Consider the following 23,844-nt stretch of genomic DNA (forward strand, 5'->3'; position numbering starts at 1 on the left):
CGGGGCTCACCAGGTGCGGCCGGTGATCCGTTCGTAGACCTCGACGTAGCGGGCCCGGGTTACCTCGACGATCTCGGCCGGCACCTCCGGGGCCGGTGGGCGCTTGTCCCAGCCGGTGCCGGCGGCCCAGTCCCGCACGTACTGCTTGTCGAAGGAGAACTGGGCGCGGCCCGGCTGGTACGCGTCGGCCGGCCAGAACCGGGAGGAGTCGCTGGTCAGCACCTCGTCGGCGAGGACCAGGGTGCCGTCCGACGCCCAGCCCAGCTCGATCTTGGTGTCGGCGACGATCAGGCCGCGTTCGGCGGCCAGCGTCGCGCCGCGCCGGTAGACGTCCAGGGTGATCTGCCGCAGCCGCTCGGCGGTCTCCGCGCCGACCTGGGTGACGACGTCGGCGTACGTGATGAACTCGTCGTGCTCGCCGACGGACGCCTTGGTCGTCGGAGTGAAGATCGGCTCGGGCAGCTTGGACGCCTCGACCAGGCCGGGGGGCAGCGCGACACCGGAGACCGAGCCGGACTTCTCGTACTCCTTCAGGCCCAGTCCGGTGAGGTAGCCGCGGGCGATGCACTCGATAGGCACCATGTCCAGGCGGCGACAGCGGATGGCCCGGCCGGCGAACTCGGCCGGTACGTCGGTGGCGGAGACGACGTGGTGGGGCACCAGGTCTGCGAGCTGCTCGAACCACCACAGTGACAGCGCGGTGAGCAGTTTGCCCTTGTCCGGGATCGGGGTGGGCAGCACCACGTCGTAGACACTGATCCGGTCGGAGGCGACGAGGATCAGGTCGTCTCCGTCGGCGTACACGTCCCTGACCTTGCCCGAGTGCAGCAGCTCCACGCCGGCAAGTACATCACGACGGCGGGCCGGGACCGCCGGGTGCCCGTCCGCCTCCCGGGCTGACAGGCGGACGGGCTGGCCAGGCTGGGCGGTGCGGAGGTCCTGGCCGGGGCCGCCGCACCGCCGATGATTCCCGGGTTGGCGGCGCGGCGGGGTCGAGGTGCGCCCGGACTACAGTCGGGCGCCGAGGTGGGGTTGGCCGATCGGGTGCAGAAACGGTGACGTGGGGACGGCGCCGTCAGGGCGGCGCGGCCCGGTGATCGTCGCCGGGTCGGTGCTGACCAGCGACGCGTCGGTCCAGGTGCCGCCGATGTTCCACGAGTTGACGCTGCCGGTCGACGAGCCCAGCGACACCGGGGTGGGATTGCTGGCGGCCAGGTTGCCGGTCAGCACCGACGACGACCTGTTGACGGTGAACCCGTTGCGGCCGTTGTTCCAGGCGGTGTTGCGGTCGAAACGGTGCGCGCCCGGGTTGCCGTTGTCGATGAAGCCGTCGACGGCGTTACCGAACGCGATGCTGTTGCGGACGGTGTGCGGCACAGCGTCGGGGATCCCGCCGCCCATCTTGAAGCCGTTGCCGTCGCCGCCGAAGTCGGGAAAGCCCCACCGGTTGACGCCGTTGCCCCAGGCCACCGAGTTCTCGATGAGGATCGGTGACCGGAACATCCAGGCGTCGAAGCCGTCGTCGGCGTTGTTCCACAGCCGGGCGCCCCGCACGACGTTACCGACGCCGGAGCCTTCCTTGATGGCCAGGCCGTCGGCGCTCTCGCCGTTCTTGCGCGGGTCCCGGTTGCCGTACGCGTCGAGGTCGATGACCTGGTTGTACGTGGCGTCGCCCTGGATCTGCAGGCCGGATTCGTAGTTGTCGCGGGTGGTCAGGCGCTGAAACACGTTGTGATGACAGGTGCGGCAGTAGACCCCGTACGGGCCGTTGGCGATCTCCAGGTCGACGAGCCGCCAGTACGAGGCCTGCATGTGGATGGCGCCGCGTTCGATGTTGGGGATGCTGCCGCCCAGTGGTGCCGGGGTGTGCGGCATCTGTTCGCCGTCGATGAGCACGGGTTCAGTGCGGTACCGGGTGAGGGTGATCGGTGCGTCGGCGGTGCCGGAGGTGAGGATCCGGATGTTGGTGGTCGGGGCGTACCGGCCGCCGCGCAGCCGGATGGTGGTGCCGGGGACGGCCAGATCGACAGCACGTTGCACCGTGCGCAGCGGCTGAGCGAGGGTGCCCGGGTTCGCGTCATCGCCGGTGGTCGCGACGATCAACTCACGCCCCGGTCCGGACGTGGGCGGCGCCGTCGTCGGTGGGGCGGTGGTCGGCGGGACCGTCGGTGGCGGGCTCGCCGATGGCGAGGACGTCGGCGGTACGGAGGGCGACGGCGTCGGGGGCGGGCCGGCCCCGACGGTGCTGACGGTGACGTCGTCGAAGGCGGCGGTGGCACGGTCGGTCTGCACGCCGATGCGACCCTGGTCGCGTTGGCTGGTGCCGGTGCCGATCAGGGTGCCGTCGACCCAGCCCCGGACGGTGTCACCGGAGACCTCCAGGGTGAGCGTCGCCCAGGTGCCGGCGGGCACCGGCCGGGTGACGGCGCCGAGGACGGTGACGGTTCCGCTGCGTACGGCCTGCAGTTCGACGCGCCCGTCGAGCAGTGCCAGCCGGTCGAAGCTGGTGGCGCCCGGCGAACGGGCGGCGAGTCCAGCGAATCCGCCGGCCGAGGTCCAGCTCAGCGGCTTGACGCGGGCCTGGACCTGGTAGTCGGTCCAGCTGGACGAGCCGGCGAACATCCGGGCGAGGCCGGCGTCGGTCTTGGACTGTCGAAGGACCCGGGAGCCGTCGGTGACGACCGTCCAGGTGCCACCGGACTTCGACCAGCCGGCGGCGTCGCCGTCGTCGAAGTCGTCGCTGAACAGGGTCGCCGCCCAGGCTCCGGTGATGCCGGTGGCGAGCAGGGCACCGGCGATGAGCAGCACGGTGCCGGTGACCGTGAGTGCGGCGAGGGCGGGGGCGCGGGGCCGGCGACGGCGGCCGGCACGGTCGGGATGGTGCCACATGGCGGTGCCTCCCGGAGGCGGACGGTACGTGGACGGTACGCGGACTGGACACGGAGGAAAGCGCTTTCCGATGCACTGAACGGTACGATGGGGCGGAACGCATGTCAATATTTCGATTTATGACGCGGCAATGACCGTCCGGTCGGACCGTTGACATCCGCCCGGATCGCTTGTGTAAATGATCGGGCCGCCGACCGGCGAACCCGGCCCCGATCAGGAGAAACTCGTGTCACCATTCGCCCGTTCGACACGCGGAGCCCGCACCCGAGCACTCGCTGTCGCACTTGCCCTCGTCGTCGGCGTCACCGCCTGCGGCACCGGCGACAGCGACCAGGACACCACCGAGGACGGGCCGGTCAACCTGTCCATCTTCTGGTGGGGTGCGGAGCGGCGGGCGGAGCTCACCCAACAGGCTCTCGACGTGTACGCCGGCCGCCACCCCGGCGTCACCTTCACCGTGACCTGGCAGGGCAACACCGGCTACTACGACAAGCTGTCCAGCCAGGCCGTCGGCGGCAACCCTCCGGACCTGTTCCAGATCGACGACAACTACCTGACCGAGTACGCCGAGCGGGACGTCGTGCTGGACCTCACCCCGTACGTCGACAGCGGCGAACTAGACCTCTCCGACTTCCCGAGCAGTCTGGTCCAGTACGGACAGATCGCCGGCCGTACGGTCGCGGTGGCGGCCGCCGCGAACACCCCGGGCATGGTCTACAACAAGACTTTGCTGGCCGAGCTGGAGGTGGCGGAGCCGACCATCGGGATGAGCTACGAGGAGCTCATCGACTGGGCCAGCGAAATCACCGCGCTCACCGACGGCGAGGTGGCCGGGACGATGGACCCGTCCGGGGACTACAAGGCACTCTGGCTCTGGCTGCGTACCCAGGATCTGGAGCTGTACCAGGGCCGCCGGATGGGTTTCAGCGCCGCCGACCTGACCAGGTGGTTCGCGCTGTGGGAGCAGGCCCGCGCCGCCGACGCCACCCCGGACGCCGCGCTGATCAAGTCGGCGAACAGCGGCGACGTGACCCAGCAACTGGTGGCCACCGGCGACGCGGCCACCTCCTTCATGTGGTCGAACCAGCTGGCCGAACTCCAGAAGCACACCAGCGACGACCTCGGCGTGGTCTCGTACCCGGGTGATCCGAAGGGTCAGTGGGCGCGGGCCTCGATGTACTGGGCGGGGTACCGCGGCACCCGGCACCCCGAGCTGGTGGTGGACGTGATCGACTTCCTGGTCAACGACCCGCAGGCCGGCCGGATCCTCGGCACCGAGCGGGGTCTGAGCTCCAACTTGAAGGTACGTCAGGCCGTGCAGGCGACCCTCGCGGACGAGAAGATGAAGGACTCCCTCGCGTTCGAGCAGCAGATGGCCGAGCGGTTCGGGCCCGCGCCGGTGCCGCCGCCGCCAGGGCACACCAAGGTCCGGGCGTTGCTGATCACCGCCGCCGAGAGTGTGCAGGGTGGCGACGCCACCGGGCAGGAGGCCGCCGGGGAGTTCATCCGCGCGGCCAACGCCGCTCTGACCAACGGCTGAGCAGGCAGCTGAGCAGGCACGCCGGCACCTCCACGACACCCCGCGACGCCCCCACGGCACCGGCACGATGATCGGTGTCGGACACCACCAGGCGAGACAGGCGTAACAGGAAGTTACATTGGTCGACGTCACGGCGTTCGATCCGTACCGTCGGCATGGGAGGTGTCCCCGATGCCGGAGGACTACATCGGCCTGCGGGTCGCGCGGTGGCGCGACATCGCCGGCATGACGCAGCAACAGCTCGCGGCCGCGATCGGCGTGAGCCGCGAGTACGTATCCATGATCGAAAACGGCAAGCGCGCCGTGACCAAACGGTCCATGCTGATCGCGCTCGCCTCCGCCCTCGGCGTATCCACGATGGATCTCACCGCCCAGCCGTACCTGCCCCGGTCCCGCAACGACCTGGCGCTGTGGGCGGCCGTACCGGCGATCCGCAAGGCGATGGACGACGACGAGCCGGCCGTCGCCCGGCCGCCGGCCCAGCTCGCTGCCGAGGCCGACCGGGCGATGCGGGCCCGGATGGCCTGCGACAACCCGACGCTCGGGATTCTCCTACCCCGCCTGATCGCCGAGATCCGGACCACCGCCAACGCCGAGAACGACCCGGCGGCCCTACGGATCGCCGTACAGACGCTGGTCACCGGCTCGCTCGCACTCAAGCCCCAGGGCCATGTCGACCTGGCGATGCGGCTCGCCGAACGCGCCGTCCGGGCGGCCGCGCTCTCCGAGGACCCGGCCTGCGAGGCAGCCGCCGACTTCGCGCTCGCTCAGGCGGTACTCGCCACCGGCCTACGTAAACGCTCCTGGACCCTGGCCCGGACGGCCGCTGACCGGATGCAGGACCACCTGGGTACGGACGAGGGCCGGGCCTGGTACGGCATGTTGCACCTGCACGCCGCGCTCTCTGCGGCCAGCCTCAGCCAGCACGAGATCGCCGAGGAGCACGTCACCGAGGCCGAGGAGGTGGCCCGCCGGACCGCCGGTGACCCGTGGCGGATGGAGTTCACCCCGGCCAACGTCGCGGTGTGGCGGGTCGGCGTGGTGCTGGAGAACGGTGAACCGGGTAAGGCTCCGGAGCTGGCCCGCAAGGTGGACCAGAGCGCGTTACGGACCCCGCAACGGCGGGCCAGACTGCACATGGACGCCGGCCGCGGCTTCCACGCCGCGAAACGCAACGACGAGGCGGTCCGGGCGTTCCTGCGGGCCGAGACGATCGCCCCGCACGAGACTCGCAGCCGGGCCACCGTACGGGAGATCATCGCCCACATCGTGCGCGACTCGTCGCCTCGCGGTGGCTCGGACGAACTGCGCAGCCTCGCCGTCCGGATGGGGATCGATCCACTCTCCCCAGAGGACCACGCAACGTAACCGGTCGTTACACACAATCCACGTCGGAGCTTCTACCGTCATAGGTACGGGGTGCGGCGTCGGGTGTCAGTGGAGAGCCCCCGGCGTCGCACCCCGGCTGTCGTGCCGCGCCCGTACCGTCGGTTCGTCGCGCCCACCGTCGTGAAGGGAGTGAACGTGGTCTCGTACGACGAGTATCTCTTCGCCGTCGCGGCGACACTGGCCCGCCGGCACCGCCCGCAGTGGTCGTGGCGACACTGGCGGCGGACCTGCCGGTGCGGGGCCGAACTACCCTGTCGCGTCCTGCACCGGGTGCCGATCAACCGGGGCCACTGGCCGCGATGACCGACCGGGCAACCGAAATCGTCCGGGTCCACGTGTCCGGTCCCGACGGCTGCTGCCAGGGCTGTCTGGCCTGGTGGGGTCTGCTGGTGCCGTACCCCTGCTGGCAGGCCCGGTGGGCGCTGGAGCTGACCACCGGCCACCGGACGCCGGACCCTGCTGAACCTTCCTCCGACGCGCCGGGTGCCGGTCGCCCGCCCTCCGGTCAGGTCCCGGCCGGCGGGGGGCGACCGGCACCCGCACCGGGACCCTCGCCGGAACCCACGCCGGGGCCGACGGCGACGTCCGCGCCGGCATCCGGCGTGACGACCGACACTGCGTCGGTCCGGGTCCAGCGGTGACCGAGCAGGCCGGCGACGACCACCAGCAGCGCGGCGGCGGTCAACGCCTGCGGCAGGCTCGCCCCGCCGGACCGCTCCGACGCGGCCCCCTCATCGATCGGCGGTGCCGGTGCCAGCACCGCGTTCGTGGCGATCAGCGAGGGAGCGGGGCGCTCGGCGTCGGCCCGGGTGTCCGCCCAGTCGTAGCTGTCGCCGTCGGCGCAGCGCTGCACCGCCGGGAACCAGAACGTCTGCCCGACCGTGCCGGTCAACCGGACCAGTACGGCGAACTCGGCGACGCCGGCCGCGATCTGCTCGTCGCCGATCGGCGGACCCGTCCAGGTGACCTGCCGGGGCGTGACCTCGGCGGTCCAGCCGTCCGGCTGTCCGACGGCGGTGCCGACGATCGCGCCGTCGGGCATCTCGACGGTCAGCTCGGTGGTGTCGGCGTTGGCGCAGCCGTGGTCGAAGGTGAAGGTCAGCGTCGTCGCGCCGGCGCCGTTGGGCGCAGCCCCGGCCAGCTGGGTGTGGGCCAGGGCCGGCGTCGCCACCCCGAGGTTGGCCAGCCCGAGGGCGACCAGACCGAGCGTCGACCCGGCCAGCACTCGCACCGCCCGGGTGCGGAAGGTACTCACCGGATCTCCACCGGAATCGTCGCGATCGGGCTGTCGAACCGGGAGGTCCGGGCGTTGATCTCGACCTCCCAGGCACCGGGCAGCGGAAAGTCCGCGATCGCCTCGTAGCGACCGGTGCCGACCTGGGACAGCCGGCGGTCCAGCGGACCAAGGTCGTACTCCGGCAGGCTGACGGTGACCGTGGGCAGTGCCACCGGTTCCAGCGGCTGCCCGGCCGCGTCGAACAACGCCACCTCCAGTGCGTTGATCCCGGTGGCCCCCGGGGTGATCCGGATCCGTACCTGGCCGTCGCCGAGTGCCGCCTCGGCGTCGACCGCCAGCTCGGCACCCTCCGCCGAGGTGCCGTCGGCCGAGCTGGTCGGGTCGGTGTCGGCCGGTGGCGCGGTGGGGTCCCGGGTCACCAGTACGCCGGTCACGGCGAGCACCGCGACCAGCAGCACCGCTTCGACCCGTACGGTGCGACGCAGCGCGCCCAGCGCGGCGGCCTCGCTGCCCGGCCGGGTGGTACGGGGCACCAACCGGTACCGGTTCCATGCGGCGATCCCGATCAGCACCGCGACGGCCGCCACCTTGGCCAGCAGCGCCAACCCGTACGCGGTGCCGAACAGGGTCGACCAGGAGCCGACGATCCGCCAGCCGAGCAGCACCCCGGCGACCCCGAGCAGTGCCACCAGCACGGCGGCGACCTGGGAAAAGGCAGCCACCACGGCGGCCCGCTCGGCGGCCGGTGGCGCGTCGGATCCGGAGTCCGGCCTGGCGTCGGACCCGGCGTCGGACCCGGCGTCCGGCCTGGCGTCGGACCCGGCGTCCGGACCGGACGGCGGTGCGGCCCGCCGGGACAGCAGGTGGGCCAGGCCCAGGATGCCGCCGAGCCAGACCGCGGCGGTCGCCAGGTGCAGCAGGTCGCTGCCGAGCACCAGCCAGGCGGGGCCGAAACTGCGGGTGTGTCCGACGATCAGCAACGCGCCGAGGGCCAGGCCGGCCCCGGCGAAGACCGCCGTCGCGACGGCGCGTCGTCGCCCACCGCTGACCCGGGTGAGCAGGTCGGTGCCGGCGAGGACCACGGCCACCCCGATGCCGGCGAGAACGGCGGACAGGCCCAGGTCGGCGCCGTACCCGGTGCGCCAGGCGGCGACGGTGGCCAGCGCGCCCACGTCGGCGGCGTCCTGCCAGGCGGCGGTGACCGGCGGCATCACCACCAGCGCGGCCAGCGCGGCGACACCGAGCAGCTGGATCGTCCGGCGCGGGGCCGGGCGGCCCGGCAGGAACAGCAGCGCGAAGACGGCCAGTCCGGCGCTGCCGAGCACCCCGAGATAGACCACCGCCTCGGTGACGGGCCGCAGCACCTGCAGGGCGGTGTCCGGCGTACTGACCGGGATGACGACGCTGCCGGTGGAGGGTGCGCCGATCGCGAAGCTGAACCCACCGGCCACCGGGTGACTGTCGGCCGAGACGACCCGCCAGCTGACCACGTACGTCCCGTCGGCCATCGCGGCGGGCAGGTCGATGACGACGGTGCGGTCGACGGAGCGGGCGGCGGCGTCCACGGTGGTGCCGGCCGCGTCGAGCACCTGCACCCCGCCGGGGCGCAGGGTGACCGGCTCGTCGAAGGTGAGGGTGACCGTCGACGGCGCCTCGGCGAGCAGCGCGCCGTCGGCCGGGTCGTGGCTGAGCAGGGTGGCATGCGCGGCGGCCGGGCTGGCACCGGCCAGGGCGAGCACCACTCCGAGCAGCATCCCCGGTACGGCCAGGAGACCCGCCCGCCGGGAACGGGACCGTCGCTGTGCCGGACGTGCACCACGCGACGTGCCACGGACCGGCTGCGCCGGTGGGCGCAGCCGGTGACGCGATGGCACAGCTAGGCTGCCTTCCTCGTCCGGTGCAGGGCGAGGGCGCCGGCGATGAACCCGAGCAGGCCGAGGATCAGGCCGATCCAGCCGAGCAGTGAGGTGGGACCGCTGTCAGTGGCGGAGTCCGTGGTGGTGAGCGCGGCCGGAACGGTGTCGTCGCCGTCGGCGGCCGGCGCCTCCTCGGCAGCGGTGATCATGAACCAGGGTGCCGGGTGCTCCAGGTCCTCGCCGTCCTCGCCCTCGGCCGGCACCTGGGCCCACGCCGTCTCGCCCTGCTCGCAGGTCTGGATCGACGGAAAGACCAGGCGCTCACCGGCGGCGTCGGGCAGCTTCAGGGACAGCTCGAAGACGTCCCGGTGCCCTTCGGGCAGTGGGGTCTTGGCGGTGTAGACGATCTCGGCCACCCGCTGGGTCAGTTCGTTGCCGTGGCTGTCGGTCACCGGCGGGTCGAGGTCGGCCATCACCTTCTCCACGGTCCAGCCCTGGTTGATCGTCGGCGTCACCGCGTTGATCAGCTCGGGGATCTGGATGGCGACCTTGGTGGTCGCCGAGCCGTCGCAGCCGTGCGGCACCGACACGGTCAGCACGGTGTAGGAGTCGGCGGTGGTCACCGTCGGGGTGACGGTGACGTGGGCGGCCGCCGGTGCGCCGGCGAGCAGCACCGCGCCGCCGGCGAGGGCGGCGACGGCACCGAGGCGCGCGACATGACGAAGGGTGGGGTGCATTGGACGGGCTACCTCTCAGTGTGCGGACGCCCAGGTGCCGTGGGCGCAAAGGGGCTCGGTGCATTGGTCGGCCGCCCGTACCGGCTGGTTCCCGACAGTTGCCGGGATTTTCGCCAGGGTCGGAGGTCACTGCGGAGCGGGCCGATCGTCCCCGCGACGGGGTGCGCGCCACATCGGCCACATCGACGGGCCGTCAGGCAGCAGGATCGGCTCGGTGGCGACGTAGCCCTGGCGTTGGTAGAGGCCCCGGTTGCGGGGCGTGGTGGCTTCCAGGTACGCCGGTTCGGCCGCCGTGTCCAGGAGCCGGTGCTGGTGACACAGCAGCGCGCTGCCGATACCCCGCCCCTGCAGCCACGGGGTGACCCCGAGGTACGCGAGGTAGTGGTGCGGCGTCTGGGGCCGGTGCCGTTCGAGCAGGGTGTCCAGCGCGGCGACCCGGTGCTGCCAGATCCCGGCGGCGAGCAGCATCCGCCGTTGGTGGACGGTGACCTGGCCGGACGGCACCGGCTGCTCCCGGTGGTACCAGATCGCCACAGCGCTCAGCGGCCCGGCGATGTGCACCGTGGCCCCGGCGTCGAGGGCGTGTTCCAGTTCGAGGGTGAACAGCGTCCGGAACGTGGTGACCCGGGCGTCGATGTCGGTGACGAGCCACTGGGACACCGGTGCGATCAGGAACGCCTCGGTGAGCAGCGTCGCCGCCTGTGGGATGTCGTCGGGTGTGGCGTCGCGGACGGTCGGTGCGGGCATGGTGGCGTTCATCGGGCACACTCCAGACAGGTGAGGCGGATCTCGGATCGCTGATGCGGGTCTCGGATCGCTGATGCGGGGGCCGGTGGAGCCGGTCAGGCGCGGCCGGACATGACCGCGTTGCCTACTGCCGCCCCGGTGTGGCGCAGCAGACCGCGCAGGTCCGGGCGCAGGTTGCCCAGCAGGCCGGCGAGGTGTCGGCGCACCTCGGGTTGGGCGCCGTCGAGCAGGTAGGTGTCCAGGCCGGTCTCGACCGACAGACCGGCGAGGAACAGGTCCGGTTCGGTGAGTGGTTCACCCCGGCGTAGCCGCATCGACAGCCGGGCCCATGGCCAGGCGGCGGTGTTCATGTCCATCGGTACGTAGACGGTGCGGCTGCGCAGCAACCGGCGGCTCTGCTCGGCGCGGACCACTCCGGCGGCGGCGAGGCGCTGCGCGACGTGGGTGGGGGCCCGTTCGGACAGTACGGTCAGCCAGGTCCGCACCGCGGTGTGCTCCGGTTCGTCGAGCAGCAGCCGCAGTGCGGATCGGCCCAGGGCATCGGCCGGCGCGTCCGGGTTGACCACCCAGAGCTGGCCGGCGTCGACCGCCGCCGCTCCTACGGTGACGAGTTCGGCGAGGACCGCACTGGCCAGGCCCAGCCCGACCGCTCGCGGGTGCAGCCGGGCCCGGCCGGTGATGTCGTGGTGGGCGAGCAGGAAGAACTCATCGGCGAGCAGCACCGTCCACCACCTGCTCGCCGGGCAACGCGGCGCACCGGAGGGCGGCGACGCTGACCAGCGCCTGCTGGCACGGCTGGTGGTCGGGGCGGCAGTCCAGATGGTGGCCGTCGACCCAGACCCACTGGCCGTCGTAACTGGCTGCCGAGGTGGTCCGCACCTTGGTGATCAGCAGTTCGAACGGCTCCCCCACCACGGTACCCAGGCCGTAGCGCCACTCGCTGACGGCGAACCGGAGCACGGTTCCTGGCGGCGGATCCGGGACACATGAGATTTCAGCATCATATTTCATTTGAATTTGTCCAGCCCGAATCGTCGATCCCGTGTCGCGGACGGGATCGTCCGGTCGGCTCAGCCGATCCGGATGGAGTGTGATTTCGGCGATGTCTGTCGGGGGAGAGCGCTTGACGGGCAAGGTCACGTGGACCAGATGAATTCCAGTTCATCCACGGCTCCGCCTATCCTGACCTCGGCCAGCACCTCTCGAAACACGCTGGACGGATCAAGCGAGGTTGAGCCGGCGAGGAGCTCCGGGTGGCGCGCTTCGACGGCGTTGAAGACGAGTCGCTCGACGGTGAGCGCGTCGACCGGGCTGAGCCGGCAGCCGCACGGGGCACCGTAGGCCCGACCGTTCAGCCTGGACATCACGATCATTTGCCGTTCGCAAGTTGCACAGTAGAGCAGCCCGGACAGCGGAGATCGCAAACTACCAAGGGACACATTGGGCGCAACGACCCGAACATCATTCAACTCGGCACCGTCAGTGATCTCACGGCGCGCGCCACGGCTTGGGGCCATCGCCAACTCCTCACCCTGGATCACCATCAGGCAGCCACCATCGGCGGATGCAGATCGAGTCTGCCAGGGCACCCACAGTGGTGCAATGCTTAACGCGCCGATGAAACCGCAACGAAAGTTTGAAAACCCGAAATACATGCGGGTTCACCCGCCGATCACCACACCTCTCGCACGGACCGGCATCGATAACCGCCAAACGGCGGACCCGGTTCCGCCGTCCCACCGAGGACGGTCGGCGCTGCGGTGGACACCGACGCGTGCGGACATCGGATAAGCTGCATCTCCCACGCCACGCGCGGGTGATCCCGGTGGCCGGCGGGTTCCCTCCCCGTCACCGTCTCGCCGGCCACCGCCACCCGACCGCGTCCGGCCTTGATCGACAGTGGCACGATCGGCGGCATGGATCATGGGCGCGACGGTCTCGAACTCTCCATCGGGTACCCGACCAGCAAACCGACCAGGCTGGCGATGTTCTCGGTGCTGGGTGCCCTTGCGGTGATGGCGTCCTGCGTCGGTGGTGGGGTCCTCGGCGCGATGGCCGGGGACGGTACGGGCACCATCGCGCCGATGCTCGTCGGTGGCGGGCTCGCCGCCGGCGCGGCGACGGTGATGGGGCTGCCGATCGCCCGCACCGCCCGTACCGGCGCCTGGCTGGCTGGCACCCGGCTAACCGTCCGAGGGCTCGTCAGCCGCACAGTGGACCTGACGGTGGCCGAGTCGGTCACCCTGCGGACCGCACCCGACCCGACCGCCACCGCAGCGGACGCCACCGCGACGGACGCCACCGCGACGGACGCCACCGCAGCGGACGCCACCGCACGGGACAGCGCGACACCGGCGTCGGCTGAGCCAGCGGGAACCGGCACCGCTGCGGCGGGCCCGAGCCGTTCCGCGCCGTCGCGACGGCGGTCGGCCGCACCTGGGCGACGCTCCGCGCCGGTAGCTCCGCGCACTCCCACGATCACCGTCGTCGGACCGGACGGCACCGTGACACTGCCGCTGCGCAGCCGCGACGGCACCATGCTGCCGGGTGCCGAGATGGTCGCCCTGGCCCGGGCGTTTTCCGCTGCGTCCTGCCCCGGGGCGCACGAGGCGGTGCACTGGCTGCACACGATGGGCTCGGAGCCGCGTACCGCCGGGGTCGGGCTCTGAGCACGGCGAGGGTGACCGGTCGACGGACCGGTCACCCTCGGGTCGGTACGCGCTACGGCGTCACGGGCAGGGTTGCCAGGCGAGGTGGTACATGGTCTCGATGCTGCCGTCGGTCGAGTCCATCGTCAGGAAGCTGGTCCCCGACGACGAGCCCCGGCTCAGCCGCAGTTCGGTGTTGATGTTGAGGTTGCGCTTCTCACCGCAGGGGTGCCAGACCACCGAGGCGATCGGGACCTCGTCGGTGACCATCCAGTTGTCGTCCAGCGGTGCGGCGATCGGGTGGTTGCTGAACGTGCTCTGGGTCATGCCCTGGAAGTAGTAGTTGGCCCGTTGCGACGCGACAGCGCCCCGGTTGAGCAGGCCGTACCCTCGGTAATCCACCTTGACGATGGCGAAGGTGTAGCCGGCCGGGGCGTGGACCAGCACGTTGAGCTGGCAGTTGCGGCGTCCGTCGGTGACGGAGATGCCGGGTCCGGCCTGGACCAGGTAGTCGCTGTAGATCGTGGTGAAGGCGGTGTTGTCCGGCGATACCGCCACATCAGCGGTGCCCGGCCGGCAGCCGGAACCGGCCATCGCGACCAGGTCGATGACGACCTGGTCGGGGGGCGGATTGTCCATGACACCCCGGGCGGACGCGGGCGCCCCCACGACCAGTGACGAGGCGAGTAGTGCAAGCACCACACCGCCACGCGTCAGCAGTTTACGCATGAAACCTCCTCCGATGCAGGAAACGGCGCTACATGCCGGACAAGCTACTGATGGGCATAGACGGATGTCAACACAAATTTGGCAAAGGAGATCGGCTGATAAATTGCGGGAGTTCGACGGGTTACGGCACCTTCGAGCACCGCAAGAAAAACGGTCAGATAGTTGCAAAACACTACAGAACAGGCCAGCAGCCGACCGAGAGCAGTCGGTCACCAGACCAACATCCGACATGATCCTGACCGAACAGATTCCCAGGTCAGAGGCCAGCCAAGATTAATCGGATATCGACTTATGCTGATGCTTGCGCGGCTCCCATGGCATCGCTACCATCTTGCGCAGAACACCCCCGGACAAGGTCCCAACAATCAATTCTTGATCCACAGTACGGTCTGCGAGCGGCACCCGCCAGCTCGGCGACGAAGCACGTGCGCATCCTCGAACACCAATTGCAACCGAGAGGAACGGAATGAAGAAAGTCCTCGTCGGCACGAGACACGGGTTCCTCGCCGCGCTCGGCGCGGCTCTCGCGCTGTCCCTGGCCACGCCGGCCCACGCGGCACCCGTCACGACCCCCCACACGCCGGACAGCGACATCACCGTCGAGGTGCTGGCCGCCAACGGCTCCGGCTGCGCCCCAGGGACCGCCGTCGTCGTCGCCAACCCTGACAAGTCCGGGTTCCGGATCCGCTACTTCGACTTCGTCGCCAGCGCCGGACGGGGCGTCGACACGACCGCCAGCCGGAAGAACTGCCAGCTGGGTGTCCTGGTCAAGGTGCCGGCCGGCTGGACCTTCGCGGTCGCCACCGCCGACTACCGGGGTCGCGCCCGGATCCCCGCCGGCGCGACCGGCCGCCAGCGCACCCACTACTACTGGCAGGGCTCGTCGGAGAGCAGCCGCACCGAGGCGACGTTCGGTGGTCCGTACAACAGCTACTGGTCCACCGAGGACGTCGCCCCGGTGCTCTACTACCTGCCCTGTGGCCAGCAGCGGGTACTCAACATCAACACCGAGCTGCGGGTCGAGGCCGGCACCGCCACCACGGTCGCCAGCATGTCGATGACGACCACCGAGGGTGACGTCGACACCCTGTTCAACCTCAAATGGGAGCGGTGCTGAACCGCAGGCCGACCAGACACTGACACCGTCGACCGATCGGCATGACATGCGCGACGGGCGCGGGCGGGACACCTGCCCGCGCCCGTCGCATGTCGGTCAGCCCGGCACCGCCCGCAACGACGGAGACCACCCGTCGCGATACCTGATCGGTGCCGCACCGTCGCGCGCCAGGCGGCGCTCGTCGTGCCAACCGCCCGGCACCGGGTCGGTACGGAGCACCACCGGCCGGTCGACGAGCACACAGGTCCGCTCCCCCGGCCACCACCAGCCGGCCTGACGGGCCAGCGTCGCCCACTCGTCGAGCTGCGCCTCGTCGGCCCGGCGGTAGTGGGCCAGGCCGAGCCGACGCAGCGCGTCGTAGTACGCGACCCAGTACGCGTCCTGCTGCCCGTACCAGGCACTGGGCACCGGCCGACCCGAGGCCGCGAGTGCCGCGCGGACCGGCAGGACGAAGCCGTCGACGAGACTGACCCGCAACGCCGCACAGATTCCCTGGCGCAGCACGACCCGCAGCGGGACACCTGCGGCGAACGCCTCGGCCGGCGGCAGCACCGGCCAGCGGGTCCCCGGCGGGTCCGCACCGCCGGCATCGGCCCGTCGGTCGGCCGACCGACGACCGCCGCCCCGGCCGCCCGACCGGCCACGCGACTGCGGTGGCGGAGTCAGATCAGGATGGCCGGCACCGTCGTCCAGCGCGGTGCGCAGCCGGGACCACCCTGCGACGAGGTCGCTGACCAGCGGCGGTACGCCCGGCGGCGGTCGACCGGTGACCCAGCGGTGCAGCATGTCGTGTGTGGGCAGTCCAGCCACCAGTGACAACGCCTCGTGTGGTGAGTCGACCCAGCGGAATCGGGGGCGCTGACGGCGGCGCCGGGCGTAGAGGCGGGCCACGATGTCCTCTGTGGCGGGCCGGTCGGCCGGCGCGGTGTCGAGCCCGTGGTCGAGCCACTCGCGCCGGATCGGTTCGGCCGCCCACCACCGGGCGAGAGCCCGCTCGGCGTAGCCGGCAGAGGTGGTGGAGGTGGTGGAGCCGACAGAGATGGTGGAGATGGTGCCGGCGGCGTCACGCCGCGTCGGCGCGGTCATCGCGCGAGGGCGAAACCGCCCTTCCAGTGGGAAGAAATCATGTCGGCAATGGTGACGTATCGCGATCCCGCGCGCAACCAGGCACCCCGCGCAACCAGGCACCCGTGCCGGCCACCCGACCGGTGGCATCCGGCGAGTCGGTCACCGCGTACCGCTGACCAGCCGATCCCTGGCTGCGGGCCCGGCCGGTAGCGTGGCCGAGCGTTGGCGTTGCCGCAGGTGAACGAGGGGTCGTGGCGGAAAGCTCCGGGTCCACGCGTCGTTGGCTACTACCCGGTGCGGCCGTCGCCGCCGCGCTGGCCACCGTCGGAGGGTGGTGGCTGTGGCAGAGCCTCGACGACGCGTCGACGACCGCGACCGGCACCGGCACCGGCACCGGCACCGGCACCGGCGATGGTCCGGCCGTGACAGCGACGACCGAGGTACCGCAGTCCGGCGCGGCACCGGCCTGTCCGCCCGTCGAGCAGGCCGTCGCGGTCGACGCCGGCGCCACGGTCACCGCCTCCCTGACGTTCGACTCGACGCTCGCCGCCGGTGAGCACGTCGCGGTCGCCCTGTCACCGGCCGACGTCGAGCCCGGGCAGCCGCAGCAGACCCGGCTGCTCGTGCTCGGCTGCACCGCCGACAGGTGGGAACAGGTCTTCGTCACAGCGCTGGACACCACCGCGTGCGAGATACTGCTGACACCGGTCACGGTGCGCGGTGGCGGGGAGCAGGATCTGGTGTTCGGTCGCCGCTGCGGCAGCGGCGGGTTCCTGGACTTCGACGTACTCGGGTTCACCGGCCCGGCGACCTTCGGCGTCCTGCACTCCGAGACCGGCCTCGCGGCCGGGCAGGTGACCCAGGACGGTGGCCGCCTGCTCGTCGCCACCGGCAGGAGAGGACCCTGACATGGCGCGACGGGAAATTCCAATGAGGAGGAAACGCTGATGCGCCGTACCAGGAACCGGGTCGTCATCGGATCGGCCGTCGTGCTCGCCCTCCTCGTCGTCGGCACGGTCTGGCTGTGGAACCGGCCGGATCCGACGCCGCCGGGCGGGTCTGCGGCGCCGACCGGGGGCATCGACGGGGCGACCGAACCGACGGCGGGCGGCGACGCCGGCCCGGCGGACGAGGAGCTGCTGATCACACCGGAGGGGATCGGTCCGCTGCGCCTCGGCGCCAGTGTCGCCGAGCTGGCCGGCGACGGCAGCCTCGGCACCGAGCCCGGCGAGGCCTGCCCGGACCGGCTGGTCGGCACCGCGCAACTGGCCGGGGTGGTGGTGCACACCGCTGTGGACGGCACCGCCGCGATGATCCTCGTCCAGGACCGTCCGCTGTCCACCGCCGACGGTATCGGCGTCGGGAGCACCGCGGCGGCGCTGCGCCAGGCGTACGGGGTGCGGCTTGTCCGGCACACCGCCGCCAACAACCCGTACGCGGAGAACTACGTGGTCAGCGACAGTGCGTCGGGGATCGGTTTCACCGTGTCCCAGGACGCGTTCGGCAAGATCCTGGTCGCGCCCACCGACGTGCTACGGGCCGTGTTCGACGCCGGCGAGTTCCACTGCTGACCCTGCCGACCCCGCGCGTGCCCGGCTGACCGACCGGTGTCACGCCGGCCGGTTGTCACGCCAGGCGGTTGTCACGCCAGGCGGTAGAACTCGCGGGGGTCGGTGGCGAGCGACGCCTTGACCGCACCGGCCGCCGCATCGGCGAGGATCTCCCACTGGCCGGCCTCCAGTCCGTCGAGGGCTGCCTTCGCGATCACCGCCGGGTCGCTTTTCGGTACGTCGTACCCAGCCATCATGTCGGTGTCGACGGCGGCCATCAGCAGTCCGGTGACCTGGGTCCGCTGCGCGGCCAGCTCCAGCCGGACGGCGTTGGTGAGGTTCCACTGGGCCGCCTTCGCCGCCGCGTAGCCGCCGGCACCCGGGTAGGCGCTCCAAGACAGTGCCGACAGCACGTTCAGGATCGCGCCGCCGGCCAGTTGAGGGGCGAAGGCCCGGATCATGGCGAGGGTGCCCCAGAAGTGGGTGTCCATCTCCCGGCGGACCAGGTCGAGGTCGCCGCCGACGAGGTCCGCACCGGTGGAGATCCCAGCGTTGTTGATCAGCAAATTGACGTCCCCGGCGGCCTGCGCGGCGGCGGCCACCGAGTCGGGGTCGGTGATGTCCAGCCGCAGCACCCGCACGCCGGGCAGGTCGACGGACTCGGGGCGACGGGCAGTGGCGTACACCGTTGCGGCGCCGCGTTCGAGCAGCTGGGCGGCGAAATGTCGACCGATACCACGGTTCGCCCCGGTGACCAGGGCGGTTGCTCCAGAGATCTGCATGCCGGCTACGCTAAAACCTGACGTTGACGTCAGAGGCAAAGGATTGTGAGGCAGACCACTGTGCGGATCGGCGAGCTGGCTGAGCGGGCCGGGGTGAGCACGCGGGCGTTGCGCTACTACGAGGAGCAGGGCCTGCTGGTCGCGCAGCGCAGTCCGGCAGGTCAGCGCCACTATCCGGAGTCGGCCGTCGAGCGGGTCCGGCTCATCCAGCGGCTGTACGCGGCGGCCCTGTCCAGCCGTACCATCGCCGACCTGATGCCCTGCGTCGACGCCAAGGTCAACACGCCGCAGTCGCGGGCCCGGCTGGCCGCCGAACGCGACCGCATCGACGCGCGGATCGCCGAGCTGACCGCGGCCCGACGCCGGCTCGACGAGGTGATCGCCGCCGCCGCGCACCCGGCCAGCGGCTGTGTCTACCAGCCGGGGCCAGCGGACTGAACCGGCCGACGGCCGACCGGGCCGCCGGTGGCCTACCGTTTGCGGCGCTTGGCCCGCCAGCCCAGTCCGGCGACGACGAGCAGCAGGACCAGCACCCCGACCAGGGTCACCGGGCCCGCCCGGTCGAGCAGGTCGGCCAGCGACCGCTGGACCACCGCAGCGCCGTCGATGACCGGATCGCCGGGGTCGGCACCGTCCAGCACCCGGATCTCGTACCAGCCGTACCAGGCGACGTAGCCGCCGGCGACGACGAGCAGCGCCCCACCGACGCGCGACAGCAGCGGGCCGGCGCGGCGGAGCCGGCGCAGCAGTCCGTCGCGGGCCAGCGCCACGGCGACGGCGGCGACCGCGACGGTCAGGCCCATCCCCGCGGCGTAGGTGACGAACAGCGCCACGCCGGAGGTGACCGACCCGGCCCGCAGGCTGGTCACCACGATCGCCAGGAACGGCGCGATCGTGCAGGACAGCGAGGCCCCCGCGTACGCCATCCCGAACACCACCATGGACAGTGTGGACGTGCCGCTGCCCGGGGCCCGGGACACGACGGCGCCGAGTCCGGGCAGCTGCCGACCGAGCAGCACCATGACACCCAGCACGACGAGCAGCGCGCCCATGCCGATGGTCAGCCAGGGCAGCTGCCGCTGCACCGCGCCGGCCACCGGGGCCACGACCAGACCGAACACGCCGAAGACGGCGACGAACCCGATGGTCATCGCGGCGGTCGCGGCCAGGGCCCGACCGATGGCGGCGTCCCGGCCGGTGCCGGCCTTGCCGTCACCGACGACGAGAAACGACAGGTACGCCGGCAGCAGCGCGAACCCGCACGGGTTGACCGCCGCGAGCATCCCCGCCGCCAGAGCCAGGGCCAGCGGCGCGTCGGTCACTCAGTCCGCCAGCAGTCGGTCGAGGGTGCCCGGCAGTTCGTCGACGTCGACATGCCCCCGGTCGACGACCTCACCGGCGGCGTCGAGGACCACGAAGGTGCTCTGCGCGGTGATGCCGAACTTCTTCCACACGACACCCTGCTCGTCGGAGAGCTGCGCGAACCCGGCCAGCTTCGCCAGCGCGACGAAGTCGCGCATCGCCGGTTCGCCGTCGAGTCCGGCGACGCCGAGCACGGTGGCGCGGTCGCCGTAGTCGGCGGCGAGGGCGTTCACCCGGTCGGCCTGACCGAGGCAGGTGGTGCACCAGGGTGCCCAGAACCACAGGACCGCCGGCTTGCCGGCCAGGCTGCGTCCGTCGAACGTGGCCCCGTCGAGGGTCCGCGCGGTGAAGTCGTGGCTCTCGGCGGCCGGCTGGTCCGAGGTGGCCGGCTCCTGCGACGTCGTCGGGTCGTCCGCCGTACCGCCGGTGGCGGGCGTTGCGGCGGCCGGCGACGGGTCGTCCGGGGCGTCGTCGGCCGCGTCGCCGCAGCCGGTCAACGACAGCGCGACGACCGCGACGAGGGCGGCGATCCGGTGCCGTACGTCCATCCGTGCCTCCTGGGCAGATAGGGGCTGCGACTGACATCCTCCCCGACCCCGGATGCGGCACGGTAGTCCGGTCCGGGTCCGAGTCCGGTCCGGGTCCGAGTCCGGGTCCGGTCCGCGCACACCGGCGGCCGGGAAACCCCATCGACGGTACGGGCATGCTCTGGGACACTGACGGGCATGGAGCAGGCCAGGGCACACACCATGGCACCCCGCCAACTGTCCACCGCCGAGCTGACCGCCGGCCTCGCCGAGGTGGCCCGGTCCCCCCGCGACGCCGGCACCCTGGACCTGGTGGTCCGCCGGCCGGCCGTCGACGAGCGGGAGGTGCTGGCCGAGGGCACCCTCGACGTCACCGCCGGCCTGGTCGGCGACTGCTGGGCGGCGCGGGGCAGCTCGGCGACGCAGGACGGGTCGGCCCACCCGGGCCGGCAACTCACCGTCATGAACTCCCGCTTCGTCCGGCTGATCGCCGGTGACGACCCGCAGGACTGGGCGCTGGCTGGCGATCAGCTCTTCGCCGACCTCGAACTGCACACCGACGCGCTGCCGCCGGGCACCCGACTGGCGGTGGGCGACGAGGCGGTCATCGAGGTGACGGCCGAGCCGCACAACGGGTGTGCGAAGTTCGCCCACCGCTACGGGCGGGACGCGCACAAACTGGTCTGGAGCGAGGAGGGTCGCCAGGCCCGGCTGCGTGGCCTGTACACGCGGGTCGTCGTCGCCGGGGTCATCCGGCCGGGCGACCCGATCCGGGTGCTCGGCCCGGCCGACGCCGACCGGCCCTGACCGGCGAGGTCGCCGTCAGGGCACCATCCAGCTCAGCACCGGGGTCGACTGCAGGCCGACCAGCAACGCCATCGCGCAGATCAGCACCACGCTCCAGCCGAACATCCGGCGGAACAGGTCACCTTCCCGGCCGCTAAGCCCGACCGCGCTCGCCGCGATCGTCAGGTTCTGCAACGAGATCATCTTCCCGATGACGCCGCCGGAGGCGTTGGCGGCGGCGAGCAGCACCGGGTCCAGGCCGGCGCGCTGCGCGGCGGTTACCTGCAGCGCGCCGAACAGCGAGTTCGATGAGGTGTCCGAGCCGGTGAGCGCCACCCCCAGCCAGCCGAGGACCGGTGAGAGCAGGGCGAACAGGCCGCCGGCGCCGGCCATCCAGGTGCCCAGGGTGGCGGTCTGCCCGCTGCCGTTCATCACGAACGCCAACGCCAGCAGCCCGCAGACGGTGAGGATCGCCCACCGCAGCGACGCCAGCGTCTGGCCGTACGCGACGATCGCGGCGCGCGGGGTGATCCGCAGGATCACCATCGTGATCAGGCCGGCGGCGATCAGCAGGGTGCCGGTCGAGGAGAGCCAGTTGAACCGGAAGACCGGCAACGACGACGGTTCGCCGGAGACGGTCAGCAGGTGCAGACCCGGCCAGTCGAACAGGATGGTGACCGCGTTGAGCGCACCGGAGACCACGGGCACCTGCGACAGACCGAAGATCGCCACGATCACCAGGTACGGGGCGTACGCCCGCCAGACCTCGGCCGGGACGTCCGGCTGGTCGACGCGCTCCTCGACGGCGTCCGGCTGGTCGGCGCGCGTCGCGTCGTCATCGGTACGCCGGGGCGGCCAACTGCGTGCGGTGACGGCCACGACGACGGCGCTGACCAGGCCGGCGACGATGTCGGCCAGGGCCACCGAGAAGTAGTTCGAGGTGAGGAACTGGGCCAGCGCGAACGACAGCCCGCAGATGACGGCGATGTGCCAGGTCCGCCGCAGCCCTCGGCGACCGTCGACCATGAAGACGAGCAGCAGCGGAATGAACAGGGCGATGACCGGCACCTGACGCCCGGCCATCGCGCCCAGCGTGTCCGCCGGCAGGTCGGTGACTCCGGCCAGGGTGGTGATCGGCAGGCCGAGCGGCCCGAACGCGGCCGGCACGGTGTTGGCCACCAGCGCGACGGTGGCCGCCTTCATCGGACCGAAACCCAACGCCAGCAGCATCACCGTGGTGATCGCGACCGGGGTGCCCTGCCCGGCCAACCCTTCCAGGACCGAGCCGAAGCAGAACGCGATCACCATCGCCTGCACCCGCTGGTCGTCGCTGACCCGGGCGAACGAGCGCCGGAGCACGTCGAAGTGTCCGCTCGTCACGGTCATCCGGTAGATCCAGATCGCGGTGCCGAACGTCCATACCAGCGGGAACAGCGCGAAGGTCGCCCCCTGGCCGGCGGTCAGCAGCGCCTGCCCGGTCGGCATCGCGTACGCCAGGATCGACACCCCCAGGGCGACGGCGAGGGCGCCGAGCGCGGCCAGCCAGGCCCGGACCCGGAACACGCCGAGCAGCAGAAACAGTGTGACGATCGGCAGTGCGGCGACGAGGGCGCTCCACGCCAACGAGCCGGCCAGGGGGTCCAGGGTCGGCCGGTACACGCACGCCTCCGGTGAGCAGGACGTCGCCCGGCTCGATGCCGTACGCGATCTTGCTCATTGTCTCCGATCGATCACTGCGCGTCCCCGCAGAAATTGCGCAGTCGTGGGCAGCGCCGCGGCTGCGACCCCGGGACTTCGCTTGACCCTGACGCGCGGGTCAAGGTCTACGGTCGCGTCATGCCCTCGACACCCTTGACTCACCGGGAGGTGCGGCTCGCCGCCGTCCCGGACGGACTGCCCCGACCCGAACACTTCACCGTCGCGCAGGCCCCGACACCACGCCCCGGACCGGGCGAAATCCTCGTCCGCAACCGCGCCTTCCTGGTGTTCGCCGCGCTGCTGCGGACCATGATCGGCGCTGCGGCGGCGGGGTTGCCCGGGGTGCGTCCCGGCGAGCCGCTGCCGGGGCCGGCGATCGGCGAGGTCGTCACCGCCCCCGACGGCAGCGGGTTCGCCCCGGGCGACCTCGTCGGGCACGACCTCGGTTGGCGCGAGTACGCGACGGTGCCCGTCGACCGATGCCGGCCACTGGGGAACTCCCTCGCGGACCCCGTCGCACACCTGTCGCAGGGCTGGACGGCGTACGGCGCACTGACCCGGGCCGTCGACGTACGCCCGGGCGACACCGTCCTGGTCACCGGCGCGGCCGGTGCCGTCGGGTCGCTCGCGGGTCAGATCGCCCGGCTCCTGGGCGCGGGCCGGGTCATCGGCACCACCGGTTCGACGGAGAAGGCCGACCGGCTGACCGCCGACCTCGGGTACGACGCCGTGGTCGTGCGCGGCGCGGGACCTGTCGCGAAGCAGCTCGCCGACGCCGCGCCGGACGGCATCGACGTGCTGCTCGACACCGTCGGCGGCGAACAACTCCAGGCAGCCGTGGCCGTAGCCCGTCCGCACGCCCGGTTCGTCCTCATCGGGGCGCTCTCCGCGCAGTTGGCCGCCGAAGGTCTGGGCATCAGCGCCCCGGTCGAGCTCGACCTGGTGCCGGTCGTGCTCAAACGGATCCACCTGCACGGTTTCAACGCCGCCGACCATCCTGACATGCTCGGCGAATGGACCGAGCGGTTCGGCGGCTGGCTGCGCGACGGCCGCATCCAGTTCCCGCATGTGCGGCTGCCCGGAATCGACCGGGCACCGGAGGCGTTCCAGCAAGTCGCTGAAGGTCGGCACATCGGTGCCGTCATAGTGGAGCTGGTGCCGTCATAGTGGAGCTGGAGCATC

Annotated in this window: 25 protein-coding genes; 10 read left to right on the forward strand and 15 right to left on the reverse strand. The window is 71.7% G+C overall.

The window, feature by feature from the left end; all coding sequences use genetic code 11:
• Positions 1-6: 6 nt before the first annotated feature.
• Positions 7-837 carry a phosphoribosylaminoimidazolesuccinocarboxamide synthase gene (locus ACN28F_RS09240; RefSeq protein WP_289207619.1) on the reverse strand — a complete coding sequence of 277 codons (831 nt, stop codon included), beginning with the start codon at positions 835-837 and terminating at the stop codon, positions 7-9.
• Between the two features lie 171 nt (positions 838-1,008).
• Positions 1,009-2,889, reverse strand: a complete 1,881-nt coding sequence (locus ACN28F_RS09245; RefSeq protein ID WP_289207620.1) for a right-handed parallel beta-helix repeat-containing protein — start codon at positions 2,887-2,889, stop codon at positions 1,009-1,011.
• A gap of 226 nt (positions 2,890-3,115) precedes the next feature.
• On the opposite strand from ACN28F_RS09245, the gene ACN28F_RS09250 reads away from it, so the two are divergent.
• From ACN28F_RS09250 to ACN28F_RS09260, 3 genes are all read left to right on the forward strand, one after another.
• Complete coding sequence (locus tag ACN28F_RS09250) at positions 3,116-4,429, forward strand: ABC transporter substrate-binding protein (RefSeq protein WP_421357469.1); 1,314 nt, start codon at positions 3,116-3,118, stop codon at positions 4,427-4,429.
• A gap of 171 nt (positions 4,430-4,600) precedes the next feature.
• Positions 4,601-5,797, forward strand: a complete 1,197-nt coding sequence (locus ACN28F_RS09255) for a helix-turn-helix domain-containing protein (RefSeq protein WP_289207622.1) — start codon at positions 4,601-4,603, stop codon at positions 5,795-5,797.
• Between the two features lie 102 nt (positions 5,798-5,899).
• Positions 5,900-6,121, forward strand: coding sequence for a hypothetical protein (locus tag ACN28F_RS09260; RefSeq protein WP_289207623.1), 222 nt, complete (start codon positions 5,900-5,902; stop codon positions 6,119-6,121).
• Positions 6,122-6,323: 202 nt separating this feature from the next.
• Here the strand turns inward: ACN28F_RS09260 and ACN28F_RS09265 are convergent, their stop codons facing one another.
• From ACN28F_RS09265 to ACN28F_RS09295, 7 genes are all read right to left on the reverse strand, one after another.
• A complete protein-coding gene (locus ACN28F_RS09265; protein WP_421357470.1) occupies positions 6,324-7,073 on the reverse strand; it encodes a DUF1775 domain-containing protein in 750 nt (249 codons plus the stop codon).
• Positions 7,070-8,929 carry a copper resistance CopC/CopD family protein gene (locus ACN28F_RS09270; RefSeq protein WP_421357471.1) on the reverse strand — a complete coding sequence of 620 codons (1,860 nt, stop codon included), beginning with the start codon at positions 8,927-8,929 and terminating at the stop codon, positions 7,070-7,072. The genes ACN28F_RS09265 and ACN28F_RS09270 overlap by 4 nt, the downstream gene beginning before the upstream one ends.
• Positions 8,930-8,931: 2 nt before the next feature.
• On the reverse strand, positions 8,932-9,648 hold the full coding sequence (locus ACN28F_RS09275) for a YcnI family protein (protein ID WP_289207626.1): 717 nt from the start codon (positions 9,646-9,648) through the stop codon (positions 8,932-8,934).
• Positions 9,649-9,774: 126 nt separating this feature from the next.
• Positions 9,775-10,407 (reverse strand): GNAT family N-acetyltransferase, encoded by a 633-nt coding sequence (locus tag ACN28F_RS09280; protein ID WP_421357472.1) that lies wholly within the window; start codon positions 10,405-10,407, stop codon positions 9,775-9,777.
• Positions 10,408-10,490: 83 nt separating this feature from the next.
• Positions 10,491-11,117, reverse strand: a complete 627-nt coding sequence (locus tag ACN28F_RS09285) for a GOLPH3/VPS74 family protein (RefSeq protein WP_289207628.1) — start codon at positions 11,115-11,117, stop codon at positions 10,491-10,493.
• Positions 11,101-11,355, reverse strand: coding sequence for a hypothetical protein (locus ACN28F_RS09290; RefSeq protein WP_289207629.1), 255 nt, complete (start codon positions 11,353-11,355; stop codon positions 11,101-11,103). The genes ACN28F_RS09285 and ACN28F_RS09290 overlap by 17 nt, the downstream gene beginning before the upstream one ends.
• Before the next feature lie 176 nt (positions 11,356-11,531).
• The gene (locus tag ACN28F_RS09295; RefSeq protein ID WP_289207630.1) at positions 11,532-12,050 is read right to left on the reverse strand and encodes a zinc ribbon domain-containing protein; all 519 of its coding nucleotides are present in this window, start codon (positions 12,048-12,050) and stop codon (positions 11,532-11,534) included.
• 261 nt (positions 12,051-12,311) lie between these two features.
• Between ACN28F_RS09295 and ACN28F_RS09300 the strand changes: the two genes are divergently transcribed.
• Positions 12,312-13,064, forward strand: a complete 753-nt coding sequence (locus ACN28F_RS09300) for a hypothetical protein (protein WP_421357473.1) — start codon at positions 12,312-12,314, stop codon at positions 13,062-13,064.
• A gap of 60 nt (positions 13,065-13,124) precedes the next feature.
• Here ACN28F_RS09300 and ACN28F_RS09305 read toward each other — a convergent pair whose 3' ends face one another.
• Positions 13,125-13,772, reverse strand: coding sequence for a DUF4360 domain-containing protein (locus ACN28F_RS09305; protein ID WP_289207632.1), 648 nt, complete (start codon positions 13,770-13,772; stop codon positions 13,125-13,127).
• A gap of 466 nt (positions 13,773-14,238) precedes the next feature.
• On the opposite strand from ACN28F_RS09305, the gene ACN28F_RS09310 reads away from it, so the two are divergent.
• Positions 14,239-14,889, forward strand: coding sequence for a DUF4360 domain-containing protein (locus ACN28F_RS09310; RefSeq protein WP_421357474.1), 651 nt, complete (start codon positions 14,239-14,241; stop codon positions 14,887-14,889).
• 96 nt (positions 14,890-14,985) lie between these two features.
• Here the strand turns inward: ACN28F_RS09310 and ACN28F_RS09315 are convergent, their stop codons facing one another.
• Complete coding sequence (locus tag ACN28F_RS09315) at positions 14,986-15,975, reverse strand: DUF6745 domain-containing protein (protein WP_421357475.1); 990 nt, start codon at positions 15,973-15,975, stop codon at positions 14,986-14,988.
• 233 nt (positions 15,976-16,208) lie between these two features.
• On the opposite strand from ACN28F_RS09315, the gene ACN28F_RS09320 reads away from it, so the two are divergent.
• Both ACN28F_RS09320 and ACN28F_RS09325 read left to right on the forward strand, forming a co-directional pair.
• Positions 16,209-16,865 (forward strand): hypothetical protein, encoded by a 657-nt coding sequence (locus ACN28F_RS09320; RefSeq protein WP_421357476.1) that lies wholly within the window; start codon positions 16,209-16,211, stop codon positions 16,863-16,865.
• A gap of 39 nt (positions 16,866-16,904) precedes the next feature.
• Positions 16,905-17,528 carry a hypothetical protein gene (locus ACN28F_RS09325; protein WP_421357477.1) on the forward strand — a complete coding sequence of 208 codons (624 nt, stop codon included), beginning with the start codon at positions 16,905-16,907 and terminating at the stop codon, positions 17,526-17,528.
• Between the two features lie 71 nt (positions 17,529-17,599).
• On the opposite strand, the gene ACN28F_RS09330 is transcribed toward ACN28F_RS09325, so the two are convergent.
• On the reverse strand, positions 17,600-18,289 hold the full coding sequence (locus ACN28F_RS09330; RefSeq protein ID WP_289207637.1) for an SDR family oxidoreductase: 690 nt from the start codon (positions 18,287-18,289) through the stop codon (positions 17,600-17,602).
• Positions 18,290-18,349: 60 nt separating this feature from the next.
• On the opposite strand from ACN28F_RS09330, the gene ACN28F_RS09335 reads away from it, so the two are divergent.
• Positions 18,350-18,727: a MerR family transcriptional regulator gene (locus tag ACN28F_RS09335; RefSeq protein ID WP_289211091.1), complete on the forward strand. Its 378-nt coding sequence runs from the start codon at positions 18,350-18,352 to the stop codon at positions 18,725-18,727.
• Positions 18,728-18,759: 32 nt separating this feature from the next.
• Here ACN28F_RS09335 and ACN28F_RS09340 read toward each other — a convergent pair whose 3' ends face one another.
• Together ACN28F_RS09340 and ACN28F_RS09345 are read right to left on the reverse strand one after the other, a co-directional pair.
• Positions 18,760-19,611 carry a cytochrome c biogenesis CcdA family protein gene (locus ACN28F_RS09340; RefSeq protein ID WP_421357478.1) on the reverse strand — a complete coding sequence of 284 codons (852 nt, stop codon included), beginning with the start codon at positions 19,609-19,611 and terminating at the stop codon, positions 18,760-18,762.
• Positions 19,612-20,199, reverse strand: coding sequence for a redoxin domain-containing protein (locus tag ACN28F_RS09345; protein WP_421357479.1), 588 nt, complete (start codon positions 20,197-20,199; stop codon positions 19,612-19,614).
• A gap of 177 nt (positions 20,200-20,376) precedes the next feature.
• Between ACN28F_RS09345 and ACN28F_RS09350 the strand changes: the two genes are divergently transcribed.
• Positions 20,377-20,985: an MOSC domain-containing protein gene (locus tag ACN28F_RS09350; protein ID WP_421357480.1), complete on the forward strand. Its 609-nt coding sequence runs from the start codon at positions 20,377-20,379 to the stop codon at positions 20,983-20,985.
• A 15-nt stretch (positions 20,986-21,000) separates the two neighbouring features.
• Here the strand turns inward: ACN28F_RS09350 and ACN28F_RS09355 are convergent, their stop codons facing one another.
• Positions 21,001-22,623: an L-lactate permease gene (locus ACN28F_RS09355; protein WP_421357481.1), complete on the reverse strand. Its 1,623-nt coding sequence runs from the start codon at positions 22,621-22,623 to the stop codon at positions 21,001-21,003.
• 177 nt (positions 22,624-22,800) lie between these two features.
• Here ACN28F_RS09355 and ACN28F_RS09360 point away from each other — a divergent pair, with 177 nt between their 5' ends.
• Entirely contained in the window at positions 22,801-23,829 is a 1,029-nt protein-coding gene (locus ACN28F_RS09360; protein WP_421357482.1) for an MDR family NADP-dependent oxidoreductase, read from the forward strand.
• Positions 23,830-23,844 lie beyond the last annotated feature (15 nt).

Origin of the sequence: Solwaraspora sp. WMMA2101 (genome assembly GCF_049179175.1) — a bacterium.
Taxonomy (GTDB): Bacteria; Actinomycetota; Actinomycetes; order Mycobacteriales; family Micromonosporaceae; genus Micromonospora_E.